Origin of the sequence: Streptococcus milleri (assembly GCF_900636525.1) — a bacterium.
Classification (GTDB): Bacteria; Bacillota; Bacilli; order Lactobacillales; family Streptococcaceae; genus Streptococcus; species Streptococcus hominis.
Map to the genome: position 1 here is coordinate 453,006 of NZ_LR134288.1, position 24,269 is coordinate 477,274.

Sequence of the window (24,269 nt, forward strand, 5' to 3'; positions counted from 1 at the left end):
AAAGAGGAGAAACCTCTTTTTTTATAACTCAATTTCCAATACAATTGGTGTGTGGTCTTGCCTTGTACCTGAGTCAATCATTTCTGACTTGGTTACTTTATCTGCAATTCGATTGCTGGTCAGCCAGTAATCAATTCTCCAGCCACTGTTATTGATTTTGCTGGTCTTGCTGCGTTGTGCCCACCAGCTATAAACATTTGGAATATCGCCGTGAATGTAACGGAAAGTATCCGTAAAACCGCGATTTAACAGATTGGTAAATCCGGATCGTTCTTCATCTGTAAATCCAGGTGAGCGACGGTTGCTAGAAGGATGAGCGAGGTCAATCTCATTGTGGGCTACATTGTAGTCCCCTGTCGCAAGGACAGGTTTTTCTATGTCTAAAGCTGTTAGATAGTCAGCATATTTTTTGTCCCAGATTTGTCGTTCTTCTAAACGTTTTAAACCATCACCTGCATTGGGAGTGTAGACTTGTGTGACAAAGAATTTTTCAAACTCAAGGGTAATAATACGCCCTTCGGCATCCATAGTAGAAGGTGCACCGATTTCTGGGAAGGTTATTTTTGGAGATAGATTCTCTTTGTATAAAAACATAGTTCCGGCATAACCTTTACGTGCAGGTTCTATAGAAGAGCGCCATGTAGTTTCATAATGTGGGAATAATTCATCCAAAACTTTTAGATGTTTTTTAGTTGGTCCGTTAGCAGATAATTTAGTTTCCTGAATGGCGATAATATCAGCGTCTAATCCTACTAAAGTCTGTAAAACAGCTTGTGACAATTGCGCGCGTGCAGAATCGCTGGTCAAAGCCGCGTTGAGAGAGTCAATATTCCAAGAAATGAGTTTCATATAGATACCTTTTCTAGATTCATTTTTTCTATTGTATCAAAAAATGACTGGCTAAGCGAGTTTGAGGTTGTAAAAAAGGATAAGTAAGGTGTATAATATTAGTCAAAGGGGATAAAAATGGGCGAATTATTATTACTATTATTATTATTGAAAGTCGTCTTATTCATATTCTTTCTTTGGTACCTTATTAAGTTACTTCGTTTGAGGGGAAAACAAACATCTTCTGAGCCATTTTGGGTACCAAAGAAAATTGGTGTTGGAATTGGGGTCAATCCAAGGAATACAGCTGGTTTTTGGGTAAGTCTGGCTGTGACACTTTCGGCCCTGATTGCTCTTTCTGCCTTGATAGTCTCTTTCTTTTTGTAGAAATCATTTGAAGGTGCAGAACCTTCTTTTTTATTTAGAAAGTTAAGTAAATATCTATTGTATTTTTTAAAAATAAAGCGTATAATTCTATTTAGAAGAATATCTAAATAGAAAGCGGAAGTGATGAAGATGTCAAAAAAGAGTAGTATCTTTGCCTTTATTGTTCCTTGCGCTAGCCATTTTACAAAAGGAAAGGAAGAGTAGACATGAGTTTTACTAATACCTTCAAGGCCCTATCTCATCCTGTGAGACGAGAGATTTTAGATTTGTTAAAAATGGGCAAGATGTCTGCTGGGGAAATAGCAGACCAGTTTGAATTGACAGGAGCTACCATTTCGCATCACCTCAATGTCTTGAAGCAGGCGGATTTGGTTGTGGAAACACGGGAGAAAAACTTTATTTACTATGAACTCAATACGTCTGTGTTGGAGGATATGATGGTGTGGTTAGCAGACTTGAAAGGAAGTAAAAGAGATGAAAATGAATAAAAAAATATTAGGACTAACAACTGTTATGATTCTGTTGCCTGTGCTTGTGGGTTGTTTCTTTTGGGATCGGCTACCAGAAACGATGGCAACGCATTTTGATTTTTCGAATCAAGTAAATGGATTCAGTAGTCGAGGGTTTACAGTTTTTGGGATTCCTAGTTTTCTGCTGCTTATACATTGGTTTTGTTTATTTGTGACTAGCAAGGATCCTAAATCTAAGAATATTAGCTTGAAAATGTGGCATCTGGTTTATTGGATTATTCCTTTGACATCTTGTTTAGTCATGACAGCTATTTACGCGCAAGCCTTGGGTTATGCAGTTAATCATGCTCTGATAAATGGTATGTTTTTAGGAGTTCTATTTATTGCTATTGGGAATTACATGCCAAAAACTCGTCGCAATTATACGGTTGGTATACGTCTCCCATGGACTTTGGATAATGATGATAATTGGATAAAGACACATCGTCTGGCTGGTAAAATTTGGGTAATTGGTGGTATTATCATTTTCTTTAATGGTCTCGTTCAGATTGCAGTTACGTTCGTGCTTGTTTTTACTCTAATCATTATGATTGTAGTGCCAATGATTTATTCTTACTGGTTATCTAAAAGGATACATTGATTCATTTGCTGTTTAGCTTGAAACTTTTTTAGTCTAATTATCGTTGTGGGAGCGGGACGACAAAATTGAACTCTTTGAGTTGCTGATTTTTGTCTCGCTCCTATTATCTTGTTAAAATACGATTTCTAGAAATATTGAAAAATTTTCTATAATAGGCCGAGAAAATAGAGGGAGAAAAAATGAAATTTTATTCTTATGATTATGTTTTGAGTCAAATCAGCCAGCAAAACTGGGTGACGATTGGACTATCTATTTTGTTGTTACTTGTGACAAGTTTTTTTGCTTTTAAGGCCTATCGAAATAAGCGCGATTCGAAATTTCGTGAATTGGCGATTATCTCCATTTTGTCTTTGATTGCTATCGTTCTGATTGGGATTAGTACTTTTCAGACCAATCAAGCCTCTAATAACCAGTTCCAAACTTCTCTTCATTTTATTGAAGTTATTTCAAAAGATTTGGGAGTAGATAGGTCAGAGGTTTATGTCAACACTTCAGCTGCGACGGATGGAGCGATTTTAAAAGTTGGAAAAGATTTTTATCGAGCTATGAGTGGCAGTGAGCCAGATAAGTATTTACTGGAAAAAATTAAATTGCATAAGACAATAGATATCAAATTAGTGGAGGTTAAAAAATGACATTGAATTTTCTTGAAATCTTGATTAAACTAGCTTTAGGGCTATTTTCACTCGTGTTTGTTATCAATGTGACAGGAAAAGGAAATCTAGCACCTAATTCCGCGATTGACCAGATTCAAAATTATGTTCTAGGTGGTATTATTGGTGGGGTGATTTATAATAGCTCTATTAACATTCTCCAGTATGCGATCATCCTCATTATGTGGACGATTTTGGTCTTGACTCTAAAATGGCTCAATAACAATGTTCGGGCAGTCAAGCATTTGATTGATGGTAAACCGACTACCCTGATTCAGCACGGGAAGTTGAGCCCTGAAGCTTGCCGCTCTGTTGGTCTTTCTGCAGCGGACGTGGCTCTGAAGTTGCGTAGTCAAGGAATTTTTCAACTAAAGCAAGTTAAACGAGCAGTCATGGAACAAAACGGTCAGCTTATTGTCGTACAGGTAGGTGAGGAAAATCCGAAATACCCCATTATCACAGACGGTGTTGTCCAGATTGATATTTTAGAGTCTATTGACAAAACAGAAGAATGGTTAATAGAGAGGCTCGCTAAGGAAGGCTATACTGATATTTCTAATATCTTCATCGCAGAATATGAAAGTGGTAACTTGAGCGTTGTGACGTATTAAGACTCTTTTCCTTTTTGAATAGATAAAAGCAAAAGAGAGAAGAAGAGCTTGCTAGGAGTTCCGCAGAAAAATGAAATCAGGATAAAGATACTGCGAAGCTTATTTGAGATAAAAAGGTGAAAAATGAAGCTGCTGTTGAAATTATAGTTTAAAAATAGATAGCATTAAAGATAGTAAAGGAATATTAAAAAATCTTTTTCTAAAACGGCACAAATATAAAAAATAAAGCCCTATCCGACTAGTCCATCCAGATAGAGCTTTTGTTTTTGAGGAAATCAGAGTTTTTGTTTGTAATTCTATTCTTGTAAGAACTGTCAACAAAAATCCTTACTGTCAGATAGAACAGTAAGAGAATTCAATCAGGGTTAGAACATTGCTGTTAGTACAGTAATAAATCCAAATACAATACCTGGAGCATTTGCAGCAGCAAGTGGTAAATCGCGTTCTTTTTTAAACAAACCATAATAAACCCAAAGGCTACAGTTAATTGCAGCTACCAAAGGTTGGATAAAGTTTCCCTTATGTCCAGCTAAATTATCCATAATTTGTGGTATATAAGATACATACATCATGACAGACATGAATGTTGCCATCCATCCTATCATTTTCATTCGTTTTTCGTCCATTTATATAATTTCTCATAAAATGTAGTGTAGAAAACTAGAATTCATTTATAACTAAATTAATGTAAAACAATTAATGCAATATCACTATTTTATACTAATCATAAAATTTAAGCAAGAATAATATACTAATAACTATGAGTGTAGCATAAATCAACTCTATTTTTTATTTAAAAAACTATGTAATATGTTATAATAAAGTGTTATCAAATATGAGGTTTCATTTGCCTTGAAAGGAAAAGCTATGACTGAAAAGAATTTTTATATTACAACGCCAATTTACTATCCAAGCGGTAAGCTCCATATTGGGAGTGCTTATACGACCATTGCTTGCGATGTCCTTGCTCGTTACAAACGTCTCATGGGTTATGATGTTTTTTATTTGACAGGGCTTGATGAGCACGGTCAAAAGATTCAGCAGAAAGCGGAAGAAGCAGGTATTACACCGCAAGCCTATGTTGACAGCATGGCAGTTGGTGTTAAGGAACTTTGGAAACTCCTTGATATTTCTTACGATAAATTTATCCGTACGACGGATGATTACCATGAAAAAGTAGTAGCAGATGTTTTTGAACGTCTTCTGGCGCAAGATGATATTTATCTAGGTAAGTATTCTGGTTGGTATTCTGTTTCGGATGAGGAATTCTTTACAGAAAGTCAGTTAGAAGAGGTCTTCCGTGATGAAAACGGCAAGGTGACAGGGGGAATTGCACCATCAGGTCACGAAGTGGAATGGGTTTCAGAAGAATCGTATTTCCTCCGTCTCAACAAATATGCTGATCGATTGGTAGCCTTCTTTAAAGCCCATCCTAACTTTATCCAACCAGATGGTCGGATGAATGAAATCATCAAAAACTTTATCGAGCCAGGCTTGGAAGATTTGGCAGTATCACGGACTTCTTTCACTTGGGGAGTGCCTGTACCGTCCAATCCAAAACACGTGGTGTATGTCTGGATTGATGCTCTGCTCAATTATGCGACAGCTCTGGGCTATGGTCAAGATGCAGATGCCAACTTTGAAAAATTCTGGAATAATGGAACAGTCTTCCACATGGTTGGAAAGGATATCTTGCGTTTCCACTCTATCTACTGGCCAATCATGCTCATGATGCTGGATATGAAATTGCCAGATCGCTTGATTGCCCATGGTTGGTTTGTCATGAAGGACGGTAAGATGTCTAAATCTAAGGGCAATGTCGTCTACCCAGAAATACTGGTGGAACGCTTTGGGCTGGATCCGCTTCGCTATTATCTCATGCGTAGCCTTCCAGTTGGTTCTGACGGGACCTTCACGCCAGAAGACTACGTGGGTCGTATCAATTATGAGCTGGCAAATGACCTTGGAAATCTCCTCAACCGTACGGTTGCTATGATTAACAAGTATTTTGGTGGTGAGATTCCTGCTTATGTGGAAAATGTGACGGACTTCGATGCTGATTTGGCAGCAGTAGTTGCTGATAATTTGGCACAATACCACAAACAAATGAATGCTGTGGATTATCCACGCGCCCTTGAAGCGGTTTGGAATATTATTTCTCGTACCAATAAATACATTGATGAGACAGCTCCGTGGGTATTGACTAAGGATGAAGCTAAACGTGATGTCTTAGCAGCGGTTATGGCGCATTTGGCAGCCAGCCTGCGCGTGGTGGCTCACCTCATTCAGCCATTTATGATGACCACATCAAATGCTATCATGGAACAGCTTGGTTTGGGGGCAGATTTCGACCTAGAAAATCTAGATTTAGCAGGACTTCCGACAGGTGTCAAAGTAGTTGCTAAAGGTACACCTATCTTCCCACGTCTAGATATGGAAGAAGAAATTGCTTATATCAAGGAGCAAATGGAAGCCAATAAGCCAGCCATTGAAAAGGAATGGGAGCCAGAAGAAGTAGAACTCAAACTCAACCGCAAGGAAATCAAGTTTGACGATTTTGACAAAGTAGAAATCCGTGTCGCAGAGGTTAAAGAAGTTTCTAAAGTTGAAGGTTCTGATAAATTGCTTCAATTCCGCTTGGATGCGGGAGACGGCGAAGATCGTCAAATTCTGTCTGGGATTGCTAAATACTATCCAAACGAGCAAGAATTGGTTGGCAAGAAAGTCCAAATCGTAGCGAACCTCAAACCACGCAAGATGATGGGACGTATCAGCCAAGGCATGATCCTCTCAGCAGAATATGGTAATCAACTAACTCTGCTCACAGTAGATCAAAATGTACCAAATGGTAGCTTGATTGGGTGAGCCCACAGGAAGATTAGAATTAAAAATGAGCCTGGGACAATAATGTCTCAGCCTCGCTTTGTTTATCGTTCCGGTCAATGGAATAAAAGAAATTGGTAGTCTATTACCTACATCAACGGCTTATCTAAGAATTGTTTCCCCACGTCTGAGGGTCGGATAATTTTCCTAAAAAGTAGTTCACTTCGTCCGAGGGTCGGATAGTCTTCCTAAAAAGTAGTTCGCTCCGTCCGAGGGTCAGATAGCCTGCCTAAAAAGTAGTTCACGTCGTCCGAGAGTCGGACAGTCTGCCTGAAAAGTGGTTCACTTCGTCTGAGGCTCGGATAGCCTGCCTGAAAAGAAGTTTGCTCCGTCTGAGGGTCGGACGAACTGCCTGAAAAATGGTTCGCTCTGTCCGAAGGTCGGACGAACTATTTGAGAAGTCGTTAAAAAAGAAGGGAGTGAGACGGAACTCCCTTTTGTAGTATAAGGTATAAGATATGATGATGTACTACTCATCTTTATTTGAAAACGAAAACCTCTCCGCCAGACTAGTCCAGCTTTCTCGTACATCGGTCATAAAGGCCATTGGACTAGGTGTTTTGAAATCATCAATCCAAGCTTGGTAACGGATTGAAATGAGGAGCCGAGTTAAGCGGTTCAGCATTTCTTTTTCTTGCTCGGTGAGGGCATGAGCATTTTGGACGATAGTTAGCACTTTCTTGATACTGTTGGGTTGGAAAAATTCATCAATGGAGGTAATTTGAGCGTCTAAAATGAGACCGAAAAAGACATCAAAGAAATCTTTGAGCTCGTCATTAGGAACAGTTTCCACCCATTCTTTTAGAGTTTTGTCTGTCTGAATGCTGTCTGGGTTGAGCGTGTCAAGTAAGACAAAGTGCTCATTTTCAATTTGCCAAGAGAAAGTGTCATGCTGGGCAATTCCACCAATGGCTACGCTTTTAACGATGTGAGCTTGTTTAGGCGTTTCCAGCATCATCCCGACGATAGAGCCTTGAGGAATGTAGCGTTTGATTTTTGAAGCAATGCTTTGATAACCCTCTGTTTCAATCACTGTATGATTCAAGCCTGGAGCGTCAAAACTATAGATTTGAGAAATTCTTGCTTGCAAGGCAGGCTCCACTTGGCTGCCAGCGTAAGTCGCTAGATTGCCACCTTTGGAATGTCCTGTCAAGATAAAGGTCGCTGTTGGAAAAGCCTGCATGACCTTTTGAACGTAGCGTACAGCAGTTTGCTGCGCAGGGACATGCTCCATATAAGTCATGTGAAAATCTTCTTTCCAACCGATAATGGAATCATCCGTTCCGCGAAAAGCAATGACGAAGGTATCCAAATCAATCTTATAAGTCATAGCAGCAAATTGTTTTTGCACATCAAGATCAATATCATTCACATAACCCAAGAGTTTGATGTTCTTATAGCGTTTGACACTTGCTGCCTGCTGCAAGAGTGCCAAGCGATGTTTGGTATTCATCATGGAATTTTCTTGAGACATATCTTGTGGCACATCAGTTAAACGGCTGGCTTTTTGCAGGTCAAGACCGTCCGTGACGATTGTGTCATAGTTTAGATACGTGATCTCGGTCAAAAGCAGCATATCCAGCTCTGTAAAGGGCTGATCGTAGATACTGTCGTATTGTACATCTTCTAAATAGTTAAAAATATTTCCCATAAAGGTTCTCTTTTCTGAAAATCTATTGTTAGTATAGCATATTTTCGCAAGTCTTTGTTATAATAGAGAAAGAAAGCGGAAATGAGGGATAGAATGCACAAGATATTATTAGTAGAAGACGATGCCGTCATTCGCCAACAAGTCAAAAAAATGCTGGAGCAATGGGGATTTGAAGTGGTTGCAGTAGAGGATTTCATGCAGGTTTTGACGATTTTTGCCAAGGAAGAACCACATCTAGTGCTAATGGATATTGGTCTCCCACTTTTTAATGGTTATCATTGGTGCCAAGAAATTCGCAAGATTTCTAAAGTGCCCATTATGTTTTTGTCATCAAGAGACCAAGCAATGGATATCGTCATGGCAATCAATATGGGTGGAGATGATTTTGTCACAAAACCATTTGACAATAATGTCCTTCTTGCTAAAGTGCAAGGATTGTTGCGGCGGTCTTATGAGTTTGGAACGGATCAAAGCTTACTGGAATATCATGGAGTTATTCTCAATCTCAAGTCCATGGATATGGTTTATGAAGGTGAAGTCATTACCTTGACCAAAAATGAATTTCATATTTTGCGCGTGCTGTTTGAGCATTCTGGCAGTATTGTCGCGCGTGATGACCTGATGAAAGAGCTCTGGAATAGTGATTTTTTCATTGATGACAATACCTTGTCGGTCAATGTGGCACGGTTGCGGAAAAAGTTAGAAGAAGCCGGTCTCAAGAATTTCATTGAAACAAAGAAAGGTATAGGCTACGGATTAACCAATGGATTATCAGAATAAGCGTCTATTTTTCAAATATTACTTCCGCTCGCGTCAATTTTTATGTTTGTTGCTACTTATTTTTTATAGTCTACTGTTTGCTTTTTCTTACCTTTTTGAAAGTGAACGTGCTGTTTTACGGTATGTCATGTTGCTCTTGCTCTTGGTTAGCTTGATAGGATTCGTCTTTGACTTTGTTAAACAATATCAAACTTTTCGTCGCGCTGTTTTATATGGAGAAAGTCAAGTAAAAACTCCCTTGGAAGCATTACTTTTCTCCAAAATCGAAACTTTAGAAAAGGACAAAAAAGAGCTGCAATTACAGCATCAAGCAAAGCAGAGTGATCTATTAGATTATTATACACTTTGGGTGCACCAGATCAAGACGCCGATTGCTGCGAGCAAGCTCTTGGTGGAGGATTTACAAGAGCAGACATTGAAAAATCAGTTAGAGCAAGAACTGTTTAAGATTGATTCTTATACAAACTTAGTCTTGCAATACCTGCGTCTGGAAAGTTTTCATGATGATTTAGTCGTGAAAAGAGAAAATATAGAAGACTTGGTCAAAGATATTGTCAAAAAGTATGCCATTTTCTTTATTCAGCAAGGCCTTCGTCTAAATTTGCATGATTTGAATCACACCATTATCACAGATAAAAAGTGGTTTCTTGTTATTTTAGAGCAAGTGCTTTCTAATAGTCTTAAATATACGAAGCAAGGAGGCATTGAGATTTTCTTTAAGGAAGATACCTTGTATATGAAGGATACTGGTTTGGGGATTCAAGATGCCGATCTTCTGCGCGTGTTTGAGCGAGGCTTTTCTGGCTACAACGGGCGCCTAACGCATCAGTCATCAGGATTGGGGCTCTATTTATCTAAGAAAATTGCGGATGAACTGGGGCATGAATTGCATTTGCAGTCGGTGGTCGGAGAAGGCACAACCGTTATGATTACTTTTAAAGAAAAGAAATTATTGTTTGAATAAATGCAATCTTACAAAATTGTAAGGTTCGCCTCTAAAAATGAAAGGTTATGTTATGGTAGCAGCCTTTCTTTTTTTGTATCATAAGATTAGAAAATGAATGATGTTTCATAGAGGAGGCAGTTATGAAAACAAAAGGATTGAACGCTTTTCAGCTCAAGCTCTTAATGGCTGTTTTAATGGTCTTTGATCACCTTGAAAAAATACCAGGCTTACTGTCAGGTGAATGGGCGAGCATTTTTCATGCTTTAACACGCTGTGTAGCAGTTTGGTTTGCTTTTGCAGCGGTAGAAGGCTTCTTATACACTCGAAGTCGTCTGCTTTACAATATGCGTCTCTTTTTCTGGTCAGCTATCATGTTTGCTGGAAATACGATTCTCAATTTGCTGTTTCAGTCTAAAGGAGTTCAGATATATAATAATATTTTCTTAACTTTGACTTGCGGTGTACTTGTCCTCAATATCTTTTTTGGCATAAACCAAACAAGCAATCCAGTTGATATTAAACGCCAGCCCATTCGCTTTATCTTAGGCATTGTTGTCTGCTTGTTGGCTGGTTTTGTGACAGAAGGTGGCATGGTCATTATTCCATTTATGCTGATTACCTATACTTGCAGGGAAAAGAAAAAACTACGAAATCTGCTGTATGGTATTTTAGCGATTGTCCTATTTTGTATGAGTATTCAGATTTACCCGACATGGAGCGACACACTGTTAATGATGTTTTATAATTCCGATTGGCTTTTTATCACAGTACTGCCTTTTATTTCACTCTATAATGGCGAGCGCGGTCCTGTGACCAAGTGGAGCAAGTATTTCTTTTATATCTTTTATCCAGCTCACTTATGGTTGATTACTTGCATTGCTTACCTCGTTCAAAAATGAGTAAATCATAGTCTTGCAGCGAGCAATTCGCTGCAAAGTAGTATCAAAAAAGGAGAACAAGATGAAATATGGTAAAATTTTATTGAAACAAGACAGTCAATTGCTTCAGCCAAACGTAAAAGATATTGGAAAAGCGCAATTTGGCTATGAAGTGAGTCAATCAGCGCAGCATTTATATTTTAGATTCTAAAAAAGGAGTAGATCATGACACTATTAGATGTACAGCACGTGAAGAAAATTTACAAAACTCGCTTTCAAGGCAATCAAGTAGAAGCGCTGAAAGATATCCATTTTACGGTGGACAAAGGTGATTATGTCGCTATCATGGGTGAGTCGGGGTCTGGGAAATCCACTCTGCTCAATATTCTTGCCATGCTAGACAAGCCAACCGAAGGACGTGTCTTTCTTAATGGCACCGACACCGCGACAATCAAAAACAGTCAGGCTTCGAGCTTCCGTCGGGAAAAATTAGGTTTCGTTTTTCAAGATTTTAACCTGTTAGACACGCTCTCGGTCAAGGACAATATTCTTTTGCCGCTCGTTTTGTCACGCCGTCCGATTACAGAAATGATGCAAAAGTTGGTTACTACTTGTAATGAACTGGGGATTAACCAATTGCAGGAAAAATTCCCCTATGAAATTTCCGGTGGTCAAAAGCAGCGGGTGGCAGTAGCGCGTGCTATTATCACCAATCCGGAAATTCTGCTGGCAGACGAGCCAACAGGGGCGCTAGACTCTAAGTCTTCTGCGGCGCTTTTAGATGTATTTGATGATATTAATGACCGCGGACAGACAATTCTCATGGTAACGCACTCGACTTCTGCAGCAAGCCGTGCTAAACGCGTACTGTTCATCAAGGACGGAATTTTGTACAATCAAATCTTCCGAGGAGATAAGACCGAGCGCCAGATGTTTCAAGAAATTTCAGATACCTTAACGGTTATGGCAAGTGAGGTGAGTGGTTATGTTCAAACTAACGAATAAATTAGCGATTTCAAACCTGATAAAAAATCGCAGTCTGTATTATCCGTTTGCTCTAGCAACGATTGTGGCAACAGCGATTTTGTATAGTTTTGTATCGCTTGCCTACAGCCCCAATCTAGAAGCCAGTTACGGTGGCTCGGCGGCTCGTATGACCCTGCAATTTGGGATTTGGGTCGTTCAGATTGCAGTTCTTATCCTTATCACCTATGCCAATAGTTTTGTCATGAAGAATCGCTCACGGGAGCTTGGTTTGTACAGTATCTTAGGAATGGAGAAGCGGCACATGCTGCTGATGACTTTCTTTGAAATGCTTTACTTTTTCTTAGTGACTGTCGGACTTGGAATTGGTTTAGGTCTTCTTTTAGACAAATTGCTTTTTGCAGTTTTGCTGGAATTCATGGGAATGAAAGTAGTGATTGCCTCAACTTTCCAATGGTCGAATATTTTCACTGTTTTAGCTAGTCTGGGTGTGGCTTTTGCGCTGATTCTCTTTTTAAACTCTACGCGTCTGCTTCGTTACAGCTCGCTTCATTTAATGAGAGAAAAGAAGGCTGGAGAGAAAAAAGGACGATTTCTTGGCTTGCAGACGCTTGTGGGTTTAGGGCTTCTGGCTGCGGCTTATTATATCGCACTTACAGTTGACAAGCCGGTGTCTGCCATTGCGACTTTCTTTATTGCAGTTCTTATGGTTATTTTTGCGACCTATCTTCTTTTTAATGCAGGGACAATCACATTATTGCAATTTTTAAAGAGAAGAAAAAAATATTACTACAAAACGCAGAATTTCATTTCTGTATCCAATTTGATTTTCCGTATGCGTAAGAATGCTGCAGGTTTAGCAACGATTTCAATCCTTTCAACCATGCTGCTAGTAACTCTAGTCGGATCTATCAATATTTATGTAGGTGGGAAAGATTATCTGACAACTTTGTATCCAAAAGATTATAATATCATGGTTACAAGCGCAAAGACGGATAAAAATGCAGCGCTTTTGCAAACAGTCAAAGAAGTAGCACGGGAAAAAGGCTTGACAGATGCCAGGTATGAAGATTATAGTTATCAATTTTCTATGATTTCGAAAATCAATGGCAATCAGCTGACTATTGCTGAAACGACGGAAGGACTAAGTGTAGAAGAAACTCAAAAGATGATTGCTCCTTTCCTTGTCATCAGCCGTCAAGAGTACGAAAAAATGACAGGGAAAAAAGTTGATTTGGCTGATAATGAAGCACTTCTATATGCAAAAAATCTTCGAATCAATCAAAAGCAAGCTCTCACCATCAATGGAAAATCGTGGAACATCAAAGAGCATCTGACGACAGATTTTGCACATGGAAAGATTGTCAATCCCTCTGGTATGGTGTCACAAAAAAACATGTATATGGTTGTCAATAATCCCAGTCAAGTCGGTCTGAAATCTTTCTATACTTACTACATCGGTATCCAATCTTCCAATAAACAGGTTGATCTCCAAGAAAGTATTTTCAATGCTCTTCAGCAACAAGGTCAGGAAAGTGGCAATATCAGTCTTTCTGAGCGTTACCGCATTGAAAAAGATTATCAAGGAGTTATTGGAACTCTTCTCTTTATCGGCATTTTTCTTTCTACGATTTTCCTACTTGGGACAGTTCTTGTGATTTATTACAAACAAATTTCAGAAGGTTATGAAGATCGTGAAGGCTTTATCGTTCTGCAAAAAGTTGGACTGGATGAAAAGCAAACGAAGGCAACAATTCGAAAGCAAATCATAACAGTTTTCTTCTTACCACTTATCTTTGCCTTTCTTCATATCGCTGTTGCTTTTCATATGTTGCAGCTGATTGTAGCTCTCTTAGGTGCAACAAATATACCATTACTCATTCAAACAACGATAACCACTTGCGGTGTTTTCCTCTTAGTTTACATCTTAGTGTTTGTAATGACCTCCAGAAGCTACCAAAAGATTGTAGCACAATAAGTATTTTGAACCATTCGTTTTTTGGCGAGTGGTTTTTATCTTGTAAATCTGACTTCTTATCTAGCTAGTAGAACCTCTTATCCAAAAGTGCGAGATTTTTTTAAAAGTGAGGAGTATGATAAGTTCGTAAAATAAATTATTGGAGGAACGTTATGTTACTAGAAACACGACATCTTAGCAAAGTCTATGATAATAAGCAAGCTGTGAATGATTTGAATCTTCAGATTGAAACAGGAAGTTTTACCGCTATTTTAGGACCAAACGGTGCTGGAAAGTCTACAACGATTCAAATGTTGACAGGACTTTTGCAGCCTACGGCAGGAGAGATACTGTATGATAACCCCATTAAATTAGGTGTTGTTTTCCAAAACAGTGTTTTAGATGATATGCTAACGGTGCAAGAAAATTTAGAAATTAGAGCAGGTCAATATAAGGATATTGATAAAGGAAAAGTGGATGGCTTAGTGAATCAATTGGGATTGCAAAATTTCTCAACGCAATTATATGGGACTTTATCAGGTGGACAAAAACGACGAGTGGATATTGCCCGTGCTCTGCTGAATAGCCCAGATATTCTCTTTCTTGATGAACCAACTACTGGTTTAGATATTCAAACTAGGAAAGCCATTTGGGAGCTGATTCACCAGTTGCAAATAAAAGAGAAGATGACGGTTATCTTAACCACTCATTATTTAGATGAAGCAGATGATGCAGATATGATTTATATTGTGGATCACGGTCAAGTGACTGCCAAAGGTTCTGCTAATCAGATTAAAGAGCAATATGCTCAGAATTTTCTCAAGGTATTCGTGACCGATACTGCTGATTTTAAAGAAATTTTGAAGGAAGAGATTCCTTTTGAGGAAGTAAGAGTGAATGAACTGTTGATTCACCCAGAAACGACAGAAAAGGCTTTAGAGATTCTAACGTGTGGTCGCTCTTTTATTCGACAATTTGAATTTCGACCAGGAACAATGGACGATGCTTTTATGGCGTTGACAGGAAGAGAGGTACGTTAAAATGATAATGATCATTAAAAGAAATTTTTTACTATATTTTCGTAATCGTAGTGGAGTGGTTTTATCCCTTCTTGGAGCCATGATTTCCTTTATATTGTACTTAGTTTTTTTGAAAGCAAATATCAAGACCTCTTGGAGTCAAGTCCCTCATACCAATCAGTTATTGGATTCGTGGTTGATTGGTGGAACGCTTGCCATTACAGGGTTAACCACAACCTTTTCGAGTTTTTCCCAACTAGCGAAAGATAGAGAAAGTAACGTAACACAAGACCTAGTTCTGACAGATTTGGGACGCTGGGGCTTGTCTATCAGTTACCTTCTGAGTACTGCCATCATTGGATTTTTGATGCAGATCATCATGTTTACTATCATGGAAGGCTACTTTATCTGGGACGATCAGATTGTCGTTGATTTGACTTTGCTTCCTCAAATCCTCCTTATTATGGTGCTCAATGCACTCTTATGTTCGATTTTCAATGGTATTCTTGTGAATCACTTCAAATCAGTAGATACGCTTGGAAAGCTAGCAACGATTATCGGAGCTGCCTCTGGTTTCTTAGTTGGAACCTATATTCCAATAGGGGTTCTTCCGTCATTTGCTCAAACGATAATGAAATGTACTCCCTCCACATATATTGCTTCTCTCTTTAGACAAGTAATGATGAAAGATAGCTTAGCTACTGCGTTTCATCATAATACAGCAGCGCAAGATTATTTTGAAAAGATGATGGGCATTCAATTAAAGTGGGAATCTCTATTGACAATGAAAGAAACATACTATATAGTTGTAGTAGTTTTAGTTGCCTTGCTTGTCATTTGGACAATCCAACAGCTTGCTACCAATCGGTGGACTAAAATTGCTTAAATTGATAGAAAGTTAGAGAAATTTTTTGCAGACTAAATTCAAAATGAATCCAACCATTCCTTCAAATGATCCACTTGTTGTGATTCAAGCGGACGAGTTAGAAGCTGAAGCCAAAGAAATTTTTGAATATTTACATCAGTACAGGTCGTCTTATGTGAATGCTATTCCCATTAAAACAGATGATAAAATTGTTATGGTAAAGACGGATCAGATTATTTTGGCAGACATCAATCAGACAACATTGATGGTGTATTGTGTGGATGGTATCTATGCGACGACCGAAACACTCACACATTTTCAAAGTCGGGTTAATCGTAAAAACTTTATTCAAATTTCAAAACACGCTGTCATCAATATTGACCATTTGTTATCATTATCGGATAGCTTTTCAGGAAATATGACGGCTAGATTGACAAACAAAATTAGGTCAAGTGTCAGTCGAAAATACGTCAGATTGTTAATGGATTATCTCGGTTTGTAGAAAGGAACAAACATGAAAAAAATTGTAGTGTCTATGCTAGAAGGTCTGCGCACTGGTTCCTTAGCTTATTTACTTGTCTTAGCTTTTCGGATCCAAGAATCCCAAGCGACAACTGCTAATATCATAAGTATCTTGATAATGAGTGCTTTGATTGGCTTATTTACTTTACTATTTGAGGTTGAAAATTTTTCTTATTTGCTACAGTTAACGATTCATTTTTTCCTAACTTTAATTGTAGTTTGTGTGATGATGATTTATAATGGCTGGGATTTCAATCTTGTGCGAGCTGAATTTTGGCTAGATTTCATTGTTATTTATATTTTAATTTGGCTATTTGTTCGCTTAGATATTTATCTAAAAACAAAGAAAATCAATGAATCACTTGTAAAATTAAGAAGAAACCGTACAAAAGAATAGCTTAGGTCTTGTAGTTATATCCAGAGGGCTGGGGACACATTTGTCCAAGCCTTTTTTCTTACAAAAATGTAAGTTTTTAAGGCTCAAATGAAAGGTTATGTTATGGCAGCTGTTTAGCGATTTTTGTATCATATAAGTGTAAAGAAAATAAAGGAGAAAGAACATGAAAACAATTTTATTAAAGCAAAAATCAATGCCAAAAACTGAAAAAATTTCCAAAAAAGAAATCGAAAAGACAAAAATCGGCTGTGCTTCTAGTCAATATTATTTCTGGCTACAATATAGTCATTGAGATACATTTTTAATATCAGTACAGCTTCAGGCAATCTTACAAAAATGTAAGATAAAAGTAAAAAATGAAAGGTTAAAGTATGGAAAGTTGCTTTTCTTTTCAGTATGATAGATATATATAAATTGTTAGGAGAAAATCATGACACTATTAGATGTACAGCACGTGAAGAAAATTTACAAAACCCGCTTTCAAGGCAACCAAGTAGAAGCACTGAAAGACATTCATTTTACAGTAGATGAGGGCGATTATGTCGCTATTATGGGGGAATCTGGCTCTGGGAAGTCCACTCTGCTCAACATTCTTGCCATGCTAGACAAGCCAACCGAAGGACGCGTCTTTCTCAATGGCATGGATACAGCGACGATTAAAAACAGTCAAGCTTCGAGCTTCCGTCGGGAAAAATTAGGTTTCGTTTTTCAAGATTTCAACCTGTTAGACACGCTTTCGGTCAAGGACAATATTCTCTTGCCGCTCGTTTTATCACGCCGTTCGATTACAGAAATGATGCAAAAGTTGGTTACTACTTGTAATGAACTGGGGATTAACCAATTGCAGGAAAAATTCCCCTATGAAATTTCCGGTGGTCAAAAGCAGCGGGTGGCAGTAGCGCGTGCTATTATCACCAATCCAGAAATTCTGCTGGCAGACGAGCCAACAGGGGCGCTCGATTCTAAGTCTTCTGCGGCGCTTTTAGATGTATTTGATGACATCAATGACCGCGGACAGACGATTCTCATGGTGACACATTCGACTTCGGCGGCAAGCCGTGCTAAGCGCGTACTGTTCATCAAGGACGGAATTTTGTACAATCAAATCTTCCGAGGCGATAAAACAGAGCGGCAGATGTTCCAAGAAATTTCAGATACCTTAACGGTCATGGCAAGCGAGGTGAGTCAAGGTGTTTAGATTAGCGGGAAAATTAGCGGTTTCTAACCTAGTGAAAAATCGTAGATTATACTATCCATTTGCGTTGGCAACTTGTTTAGTCGTCGCTATTTCATATATTTTTAATTCTTTAACGTTTAATCCCCATTTACAAAAAATGCAGGGGGCAAGTTCTATTTCATTTGTCTTGGCTCTTGGAGTGATTATTGTGACGATTGCTGCAGCGATTATCGTTTTTTATGCTAATAGCTTCGTCATGAAAAATCGCTCGAAAGAACTGGGGCTGTATGGAATGCTAGGACTTAATAAACGTCATCTCTTTACCATGGTGTTCATTGAGTTATTGATTTTAGGAGCGACGACTGTCACGATTGGTCTTGGATTTGGTATTGTATTTGATAAACTGATTTATGCCTTTTTACTGAAATTGATGGGGTTAAAAGTTGTTCTAGTATCCACGTTTCAATGGTTAGTTCTTATTTCAGTTGTTGTCATCTATGGTGTTATTTTTGCGGGCTTGGTGCTTGTCAACGGTTTGAGGATTCTACGTTTTAATGCTTTACAATTGGCCAAGGAAAAGAATAGCGGTGAAAGAAAAGGACGATTTCTTCTGATTCAAACGATTATTGGATCGATTTCTTTAGGCTATGCTTATTACCTAGCTCTGAGTGTCAAAAATCCATTGACAGCAATTGGTATATTTTTTATAGCTGTTCTCTTTGTTATTTTAGGGACTTATCTGCTGTTCAATGCAGGGATTACGGTATTTTTGCAGTTGCTCCAGAAAAATAAACGATATTACTATCAACCAAACAATATGATTTCTGTCTCTAATCTCATTTTTCGGATGAAGAAAAATGCGATTGGCTTAGCAACGATTTCGATTTTGTCAACCATGGTCTTAGTCACCTTAGCTGGTGGTATCAACATTTATGCAGGTGCTGATTATTTGAAAAAAGCGATGTATCCTCAAGACTATACTATAAAGGGAAGAGAAGTATCAGCTGCCCAATTGGAACAAGCATTAACAGAGTTTGCAAATGAAAATCATCTAAAAGTTACTAAGAAAAATGCCTATCAATATTATTCTATGGGAATTAAAAAACAAGACAGTAATCAGCTTGACATTTATCCAAAAGGAGAAACACGAGTTTCTCCACAAGCTTACATTCTTCTGTTTTCAGCTGCTGATTATCAAAAGATGACTGGCAAAACATTGGACTTAAAAGACAATGAGACAGCCATCTTTGCAAAAGGAATATCTGTAAGGCAAGATCAACCTCTTAAGCTGATTGAGCAAGAATTGACAGTGAAAGAACTTTTAAAAGATGACTTTGTTCTTGGAAATGTCGCGGATCAGTATAATATCGTTGTACCGCAGTCACTTTTTATGGTTGTTAATGATCCACAAAAGATAGTAGATGCACAAAAGGAGCACTACACAATTAATACAGAATTATATGGTGGATTGAATATTAAGGCTTCTGATAAGGCAAAAGGTGATTTGGATACAGCTTATCAAAAGAAGTTGAAACAGTTCAATACGACGCTCCCCGATAATGCCGGTGTGTATGGTTATACAAGAATCCAAGGTATGCAGGAAATCATGAGTATGTTAGGTGGCGTTTTCTTTATTGGTATTTTCCTTTCAATTGTCTTTATGCTGGGAACGGTTTTGGTAATCTACTACAAACAGATTTCAGAAGGGTATGAAGACCGAGACCGCTTTGTAATTTTACAAAAGGTAGGATTAGATGAAAAGCAGACCAAGCGCACCATTCGCAAACAAATTTTGACTGTGTTTTTCTTGCCACTCATCTTTGCCTTTGTTCACCTAGCTTTTGCTTATCATATGCTGAGCCTTATGTTGAAAGTTCTGGGGGTCTTAAATGCTGCATTGATGTTGGAAGTTACGCTTGGCGTTTGTGCTGTTTTCTTTATCGTCTATGTACTTGTCTTTCTCATCACATCACGCAGTTATCGTAGAATTGTGTCGATTTGAGTTAGCGATAGGTACGGATAATAGTGAAAAGGAGTAGGGCTATTCTTGCTCCTTTTTCAATTTATTTAACAAAAAAGAGGGACGTTTGATTCCTTTTTGATTGCTTTTATGGTAGAATAATTCAATCTAATAAATTGGAGTTTAGGATGAATATTTTTCGTAAAAAAGATGTCAGTCGAGATCGGACTGACATGCGTCGTCATTTACGGTTGCTTGATTTGATTTTGTTAGGAATCGGCGCTATGGTGGGAACGGGGATTTTCACGATTACCGGAATGGCGGCTGCAACTCTAGCTGGTCCAGCTTTGGTGATTTCGATTATTATTTCTGCTCTTTGCGTGAGTATGTCTGCTTTCTTTTATGCAGAATTTGCGTCAAGAATTCCTGCAAATGGAGGTGCTTATAGCTATCTCTATGCTGTCCTTGGTGAGTTTCCAGCTTGGATAGCAGGTTGGCTGACCATTATGGAATTTATGACGGCGGTATCTAGCGTTGCCTCTGGTTGGGCTTCCTATTTGAAAGGCTTGCTAAGCGGATTTGGTTTGAGTGTGCCAAAAGCGCTCAATGGAATCTTCAATCCGCAGGCAGGAACCTATGTAGACTTACTGCCGATTCTTGTTTTGGTATTTGTAACAGGTGTGGTTTTATTAAATTCTAAAGCAGCTCTGCGATTTAATTCTGCTTTGGTTGTCTTGAAGTTTTCGGCGCTTGCCCTTTTTATCTTTGTAGGTATTTTCTTTATTAAGCCTGAAAATTGGTCTCATTTTGCTCCGTTTGGCTTTGGTAAACTTTATGGTGGCAATGTTGGAATTATGGCTGGCGCCTCTCTGATGTTCTTTGCCTTTTTGGGTTTCGAGTCTATTTCTATGGCAGTGGACGAGATTAAGGAGCCACAAAAAAATGTTCCACGAGGGATTGTGCTGTCTTTGTCTATTGTAACGGTGCTTTATATATTGGTGACACTAGTTTTGACAGGGATTGTTCACTATAGCAAGCTAGATGTAGCAGATGCTGTCGCCTTTGCGCTTCGCAGTGTGGAGCTTAGCTGGGCGGCTAATTATGTGTCAGTGGTGGCTATTTTGACTTTGATTACCGTTTGCATTTCCATGACTTATGCTCTGTCGCGTATGATTTACAGCATTGCGCGTGACGGTTTGTTGCCAAAGTCTTTCAGGAAATTAACCGCCACTAGTCGAGTTCCGAAAAATGCAACGATTTTGGTAGGAATAGCTGCAGCAGTGTGTGCGGGGATTATTCCGCTAGCCAGTATCGCATCCTTTCTAAATATCTGCACCTTGGCTTATCTGATTTTGTTAGCAGTGGCTATTTTGAAGTTGCGCAAGGATAAAGGACTTCCTCAAGCAGGGGAGTTTAAAACTCCCTTTGTACCTCTGACGCCTGTCTTATCCATTATTATCTGCCTGTCTTTCATGAGCCAATATGGCTCTGATACTTGGCTAGCATTCGGGCTTGCCTTACTAGTTGGAACAATTATCTATTTTATCTATGGATATCAACATTCGGAAATCAATTGATAAGCTTTAATCCAGACAGCCACTTAGGCTGTTTTTTGCTATAATAGAAAGAAAAAGAGGTGCGAACATGATACGACCTGCAGAACTTTCAGACGCAGCGGCTATTCAGGAAATCAATGCAACTGCTCTCGGCTATGATTTTGGCTTGATAGAAACTCGTCAGAAACTATCAGAGCTATTGGATAGGTCTGATCATTTTATCTTGGTAGCAGAAAATGTGGCAGGAAAGATTGTCGGCTATGCCCATGCAGCTAGCTATGATTGCCTCTATTTTCCGCCTTTACTCAACCTGTTGGCATTAGCAGTTGACAAAGATTTTCAAGGTCAGGGATATGGCAAAGTGCTGATGCAGGCCGTGCGTGAAGAGGGTTCAGCTGCAGGCTATGCAGGTATTCGCATAAACTCTGGCATTTCTCGAACTGCAGCCCATGAATTTTATCGAAGACTGGGCTGTGAGGAAAAAGCTAACCAGAAACGTTTTTATTGGGAATTTTAAGAAAGGAAATCCATGAAAATTGAACCATTAAGTCAAAGCAATGCAGAAGAAATTGCGAATCATTGGCATTACGAAGGAATCTATGCTTTTTATGATATGCAAGCGGATCCTGAGGATTATGAAGAAATTTTATCTCCTGAAGCGCGTGGTAATCACTATTATCAGGTTCTCAAAAATGATGAATTATATGGCTTTTTTTGCCTTTTTCCAGTTGACAAGGACAAGCAGGAGCTAGGTTTAGGCATGAAGCCAGAGTATTGTGGTAAAGGTCAAGGGGAAGAGTTTTTACAAACCATTCTGCAGTTTATTGAAGAAAATATCTCAGTAAAAAGCCTAACTCTCTCAGTTGCAGATTTTAATCAAAGAGCTCAAAAGCTCTATCTTCGCTGTGGTTTCAACGTGATTGGGCGGCAGCCTCAGGAAAGCAATGGCGATAGTTACCTTTTTGTCAAAATGGAAAAGGAGTTGAAATGAGAGTTGCGGTTATCCAAGGAACCACTCGAAGAAATATGAATTCGTTGCTATTTGAATCTGTAAAAAAAGCAGTCCAATCGTCTGACGAAGTGCTGAATTTTGGTATTTTTGAGGAGGAGAACGAACAGTATTCTTATGTTGAGATAGCGATGACGATTAGTCTCTTAATAGAAAGTGGAGCAGTAGATTTTGTTGTAACAGGTTGTTCTTCAGGTCAAGGTATGATGCTTGCCTGTAATAGTTTACCGGGTCTTTTGTGTGGCTATATAGAGCCCCCACAAGATGCTTTCCTCTTTGGACGAATCAATGGAGGAAATGTTGCTTCCCTGCCATTAGGGTTGAATTTTGGTTGGCAAGGAGAATTGAACCTACAATATACATTGGATAAATTATTTGATGGTGAGTTTGGTATGGGCTATCCTGAAAATGAAGCGGAAAGAAAAAGGTTGGAAGCAAGTGCCCTAAAGGACCTGAATCAGTTGACGAAACGAAGTTGGGAAGAATTAGTAGAACAACTTCCAACTGATACTTTCACTAAATTGTTGCAAAGAAAGATAGTGATGAATGCTATTATAACGAATGGAACCAATGAAGAGTTCATCCGTTTTCTGAAAGCAAAAATAGGTAAAAAGTGAAATGAAAAAGCGGAGGCACTAAGTAGATGTCCCTACACATTTCATTATCTTTGCAATTTTGACTGTTTATGGTAAAAATTGAGCTTGACATTATAACGTCATTTTAAAACAAGACAAGACTGGAAATCCCAGTCTTGTCTTGTTTTATGCTAATGTTGTAATATTGACTGCTTGAAGACCGCGCTGACCTTCTTCAATGTTAAACATTACTTTGTCACCTTCATTCAGTAATTTGAATCCGTCGGATTGAATCGCTGAAAAGTGAGCAAAAACGTCTGGTCCGTTTTCTTGTGAAATAAAGCCGAAGCCTTTTTCAGCATTGAACCATTTTACTGTACCTTGTGCCATACATCTTACTTCCTTTCTCTAAAATGTTGCGTAAAAAATAGAAAAAGTAAAGATGAAAAACAAAAATACTCACTCAAAATTCATTTACTCTTGCAAGTCTAACAGAAGTAGCAGCAAAAAGCAAGGAAAAGTCGGCGATTGGCAATATATTTTGCTATACTAGTAATATGAAAAGCAGAAAGAGGTATATCATGACATTTGAAGAAATTTTACCAGGTCTGAAAGCTAAGAAGAAATACGTTCGTACTGGTTGGGGTGGGGCAGAGAACTACATCCAGCTTTTTGACAGTATTGAACAAAATGGAGTGACACTTGATGTGACTCCGTACTTTCTTATCAACGTGTCAGGCGAAGGGGAAGGCTTTTCCATGTGGAGCCCAACTCCTTGTGATGTCTTAGCAGATGACTGGGTGGAAGTTCATGACTAAGACAGTACTGGTGACGGGAGTCAGTTCAGGGATTGGACGAGCACAGGCACAGCTCTTTTTGGGAAATGGCTGGCGCGTCTATGGTGTAGACCAGTCTAAAAAACCAAACCTGACAGGAGATTTTCATTTTCTTCAACAAGATTTAACGCTGGCGCTTCAGTCAGTTTTTAACTGGTGTCCGCAGGTAGATGTCCTCTGCAATACAGTTGGAGTACTAGATGATTACAAGCCACTTCTTGAGCAATCCGCTCAGGAGATCCAAGAAATTTTCGAGATTAACTATGTAACACCAGTAGAGCTAACTCGTTATTATCTGACGCAGATGCTGAAGAAACAATCAGGCATCATTATCAATATGTGCTCTATTGCATCGAGTTTAGCTGGTGGTGGCGGGCATGCTTATACCTCTTCTAAGCATGCTTTAGCAGGATTTACCAAGCAATTAGCACTTGATTATGCTGAAGCAGGAATTCAGATTTTTGGAATTGCACCAGGAGCAGTTAAAACCAAGATGACTGCGGCAGATTTTGAACCAGGTGGCTTAGCAGATTGGGTTGCTGAAGAAACGCCGATCAAGCGCTGGTTAGATCCTCAAGAAGTGGCTGATGTCACCCTTTTTCTAGCCAGTGGCAAGGCAGCTGCTATGCAGGGCGAGATTCTCAAAATCGACGGTGGTTGGAGCTTGAAGTGAGGAAATCAAAGG

The 24,269-nt window shown here is 38.8% G+C and carries 29 protein-coding genes; 25 read left to right on the plus strand and 4 right to left on the minus strand.

Features of this window, described 5'->3' with window-relative positions:
• Window positions 1–21: 21 nt before the first annotated feature.
• The gene (locus EL087_RS02280) at window positions 22–849 is read right to left on the minus strand and encodes an exodeoxyribonuclease III (protein ID WP_024052028.1); all 828 of its coding nucleotides are present in this window, start codon (window positions 847–849) and stop codon (window positions 22–24) included.
• Window positions 850–966: 117 nt separating this feature from the next.
• Here EL087_RS02280 and EL087_RS02285 point away from each other — a divergent pair, with 117 nt between their 5' ends.
• The 5 genes from EL087_RS02285 (at window position 967) to EL087_RS02305 (ending at window position 3,589) form a co-directional block, all read left to right on the plus strand.
• Entirely contained in the window at window positions 967–1,215 is a 249-nt protein-coding gene (locus tag EL087_RS02285; protein ID WP_037567425.1) for a hypothetical protein, read from the plus strand.
• Between the two features lie 206 nt (window positions 1,216–1,421).
• On the plus strand, window positions 1,422–1,703 hold the full coding sequence (locus tag EL087_RS02290) for an autorepressor SdpR family transcription factor (protein ID WP_003028314.1): 282 nt from the start codon (window positions 1,422–1,424) through the stop codon (window positions 1,701–1,703).
• Entirely contained in the window at window positions 1,690–2,325 is a 636-nt protein-coding gene (locus EL087_RS02295; RefSeq protein ID WP_126406622.1) for an SdpI family protein, read from the plus strand. Before EL087_RS02290 ends, EL087_RS02295 begins: the two co-directional genes overlap by 14 nt.
• Window positions 2,326–2,504: 179 nt before the next feature.
• The gene (locus EL087_RS02300) at window positions 2,505–2,960 is read left to right on the plus strand and encodes a DUF3290 family protein (RefSeq protein ID WP_126406625.1); all 456 of its coding nucleotides are present in this window, start codon (window positions 2,505–2,507) and stop codon (window positions 2,958–2,960) included.
• Window positions 2,957–3,589, plus strand: coding sequence for a DUF421 domain-containing protein (locus tag EL087_RS02305; RefSeq protein ID WP_126406628.1), 633 nt, complete (start codon window positions 2,957–2,959; stop codon window positions 3,587–3,589). The genes EL087_RS02300 and EL087_RS02305 overlap by 4 nt, the downstream gene beginning before the upstream one ends.
• Window positions 3,590–3,954: 365 nt before the next feature.
• On the opposite strand, the gene EL087_RS02310 is transcribed toward EL087_RS02305, so the two are convergent.
• Window positions 3,955–4,215: a SemiSWEET family transporter gene (locus tag EL087_RS02310; protein ID WP_003028309.1), complete on the minus strand. Its 261-nt coding sequence runs from the start codon at window positions 4,213–4,215 to the stop codon at window positions 3,955–3,957.
• Window positions 4,216–4,456: 241 nt separating this feature from the next.
• On the opposite strand from EL087_RS02310, the gene metG reads away from it, so the two are divergent.
• The gene (metG, locus tag EL087_RS02315) at window positions 4,457–6,454 is read left to right on the plus strand and encodes a methionine--tRNA ligase (RefSeq protein ID WP_126406632.1); all 1,998 of its coding nucleotides are present in this window, start codon (window positions 4,457–4,459) and stop codon (window positions 6,452–6,454) included.
• 487 nt (window positions 6,455–6,941) lie between these two features.
• Here the strand turns inward: metG and EL087_RS02320 are convergent, their stop codons facing one another.
• A complete protein-coding gene (locus tag EL087_RS02320) occupies window positions 6,942–8,123 on the minus strand; it encodes a DUF2974 domain-containing protein (protein ID WP_126406635.1) in 1,182 nt (393 codons plus the stop codon).
• 93 nt (window positions 8,124–8,216) lie between these two features.
• Here EL087_RS02320 and EL087_RS02325 point away from each other — a divergent pair, with 93 nt between their 5' ends.
• From EL087_RS02325 to EL087_RS02395, 17 genes are all read left to right on the plus strand, one after another.
• Window positions 8,217–8,903: a response regulator transcription factor gene (locus EL087_RS02325; RefSeq protein ID WP_126406637.1), complete on the plus strand. Its 687-nt coding sequence runs from the start codon at window positions 8,217–8,219 to the stop codon at window positions 8,901–8,903.
• The gene (locus EL087_RS02330) at window positions 8,887–9,867 is read left to right on the plus strand and encodes a sensor histidine kinase (RefSeq protein WP_126406639.1); all 981 of its coding nucleotides are present in this window, start codon (window positions 8,887–8,889) and stop codon (window positions 9,865–9,867) included. Before EL087_RS02325 ends, EL087_RS02330 begins: the two co-directional genes overlap by 17 nt.
• A gap of 122 nt (window positions 9,868–9,989) precedes the next feature.
• Window positions 9,990–10,748: a TraX family protein gene (locus tag EL087_RS02335; RefSeq protein WP_126406641.1), complete on the plus strand. Its 759-nt coding sequence runs from the start codon at window positions 9,990–9,992 to the stop codon at window positions 10,746–10,748.
• A gap of 61 nt (window positions 10,749–10,809) precedes the next feature.
• Window positions 10,810–10,938, plus strand: a complete 129-nt coding sequence (locus EL087_RS09460) for a hypothetical protein (RefSeq protein WP_260452362.1) — start codon at window positions 10,810–10,812, stop codon at window positions 10,936–10,938.
• A gap of 14 nt (window positions 10,939–10,952) precedes the next feature.
• A complete protein-coding gene (locus tag EL087_RS02340; RefSeq protein ID WP_106082959.1) occupies window positions 10,953–11,732 on the plus strand; it encodes an ABC transporter ATP-binding protein in 780 nt (259 codons plus the stop codon).
• Window positions 11,713–13,689 (plus strand): FtsX-like permease family protein, encoded by a 1,977-nt coding sequence (locus tag EL087_RS02345; RefSeq protein ID WP_126406643.1) that lies wholly within the window; start codon window positions 11,713–11,715, stop codon window positions 13,687–13,689. The genes EL087_RS02340 and EL087_RS02345 overlap by 20 nt, the downstream gene beginning before the upstream one ends.
• Window positions 13,690–13,841: 152 nt before the next feature.
• Window positions 13,842–14,708: an ABC transporter ATP-binding protein gene (locus EL087_RS02350; protein WP_126406645.1), complete on the plus strand. Its 867-nt coding sequence runs from the start codon at window positions 13,842–13,844 to the stop codon at window positions 14,706–14,708.
• 1 nt (window position 14,709) lies between these two features.
• Window positions 14,710–15,573 (plus strand): ABC transporter permease, encoded by an 864-nt coding sequence (locus tag EL087_RS02355; protein WP_126406647.1) that lies wholly within the window; start codon window positions 14,710–14,712, stop codon window positions 15,571–15,573.
• A gap of 25 nt (window positions 15,574–15,598) precedes the next feature.
• Entirely contained in the window at window positions 15,599–16,054 is a 456-nt protein-coding gene (locus EL087_RS02360) for a LytTR family DNA-binding domain-containing protein (RefSeq protein ID WP_185952262.1), read from the plus strand.
• A gap of 12 nt (window positions 16,055–16,066) precedes the next feature.
• The gene (locus EL087_RS02365) at window positions 16,067–16,471 is read left to right on the plus strand and encodes a DUF3021 domain-containing protein (protein ID WP_003030740.1); all 405 of its coding nucleotides are present in this window, start codon (window positions 16,067–16,069) and stop codon (window positions 16,469–16,471) included.
• A gap of 163 nt (window positions 16,472–16,634) precedes the next feature.
• Entirely contained in the window at window positions 16,635–16,763 is a 129-nt protein-coding gene (locus EL087_RS09465; protein WP_003030748.1) for a hypothetical protein, read from the plus strand.
• A gap of 138 nt (window positions 16,764–16,901) precedes the next feature.
• A complete protein-coding gene (locus EL087_RS02370; protein ID WP_126406651.1) occupies window positions 16,902–17,669 on the plus strand; it encodes an ABC transporter ATP-binding protein in 768 nt (255 codons plus the stop codon).
• The gene (locus EL087_RS02375) at window positions 17,662–19,650 is read left to right on the plus strand and encodes an ABC transporter permease (protein ID WP_126406653.1); all 1,989 of its coding nucleotides are present in this window, start codon (window positions 17,662–17,664) and stop codon (window positions 19,648–19,650) included. Before EL087_RS02370 ends, EL087_RS02375 begins: the two co-directional genes overlap by 8 nt.
• 146 nt (window positions 19,651–19,796) lie before the next feature.
• Entirely contained in the window at window positions 19,797–21,185 is a 1,389-nt protein-coding gene (locus tag EL087_RS02380; RefSeq protein ID WP_126406655.1) for an APC family permease, read from the plus strand.
• Between the two features lie 67 nt (window positions 21,186–21,252).
• Window positions 21,253–21,681, plus strand: a complete 429-nt coding sequence (locus EL087_RS02385; RefSeq protein WP_126406657.1) for a GNAT family N-acetyltransferase — start codon at window positions 21,253–21,255, stop codon at window positions 21,679–21,681.
• A 12-nt stretch (window positions 21,682–21,693) separates the two neighbouring features.
• On the plus strand, window positions 21,694–22,155 hold the full coding sequence (locus tag EL087_RS02390; protein WP_126406659.1) for a GNAT family N-acetyltransferase: 462 nt from the start codon (window positions 21,694–21,696) through the stop codon (window positions 22,153–22,155).
• A complete protein-coding gene (locus EL087_RS02395; RefSeq protein ID WP_126406661.1) occupies window positions 22,152–22,790 on the plus strand; it encodes an RpiB/LacA/LacB family sugar-phosphate isomerase in 639 nt (212 codons plus the stop codon). The genes EL087_RS02390 and EL087_RS02395 overlap by 4 nt, the downstream gene beginning before the upstream one ends.
• Before the next feature lie 144 nt (window positions 22,791–22,934).
• On the opposite strand, the gene EL087_RS02400 is transcribed toward EL087_RS02395, so the two are convergent.
• Window positions 22,935–23,138, minus strand: coding sequence for a cold-shock protein (locus EL087_RS02400; RefSeq protein ID WP_126406663.1), 204 nt, complete (start codon window positions 23,136–23,138; stop codon window positions 22,935–22,937).
• Window positions 23,139–23,329: 191 nt separating this feature from the next.
• On the opposite strand from EL087_RS02400, the gene EL087_RS02405 reads away from it, so the two are divergent.
• Complete coding sequence (locus tag EL087_RS02405; protein ID WP_003028259.1) at window positions 23,330–23,566, plus strand: DUF2829 domain-containing protein; 237 nt, start codon at window positions 23,330–23,332, stop codon at window positions 23,564–23,566.
• The gene (locus tag EL087_RS02410; protein WP_126406665.1) at window positions 23,559–24,257 is read left to right on the plus strand and encodes a 3-oxoacyl-ACP reductase; all 699 of its coding nucleotides are present in this window, start codon (window positions 23,559–23,561) and stop codon (window positions 24,255–24,257) included. Before EL087_RS02405 ends, EL087_RS02410 begins: the two co-directional genes overlap by 8 nt.
• The last annotated feature ends 12 nt before the right edge of the window (window positions 24,258–24,269 follow it).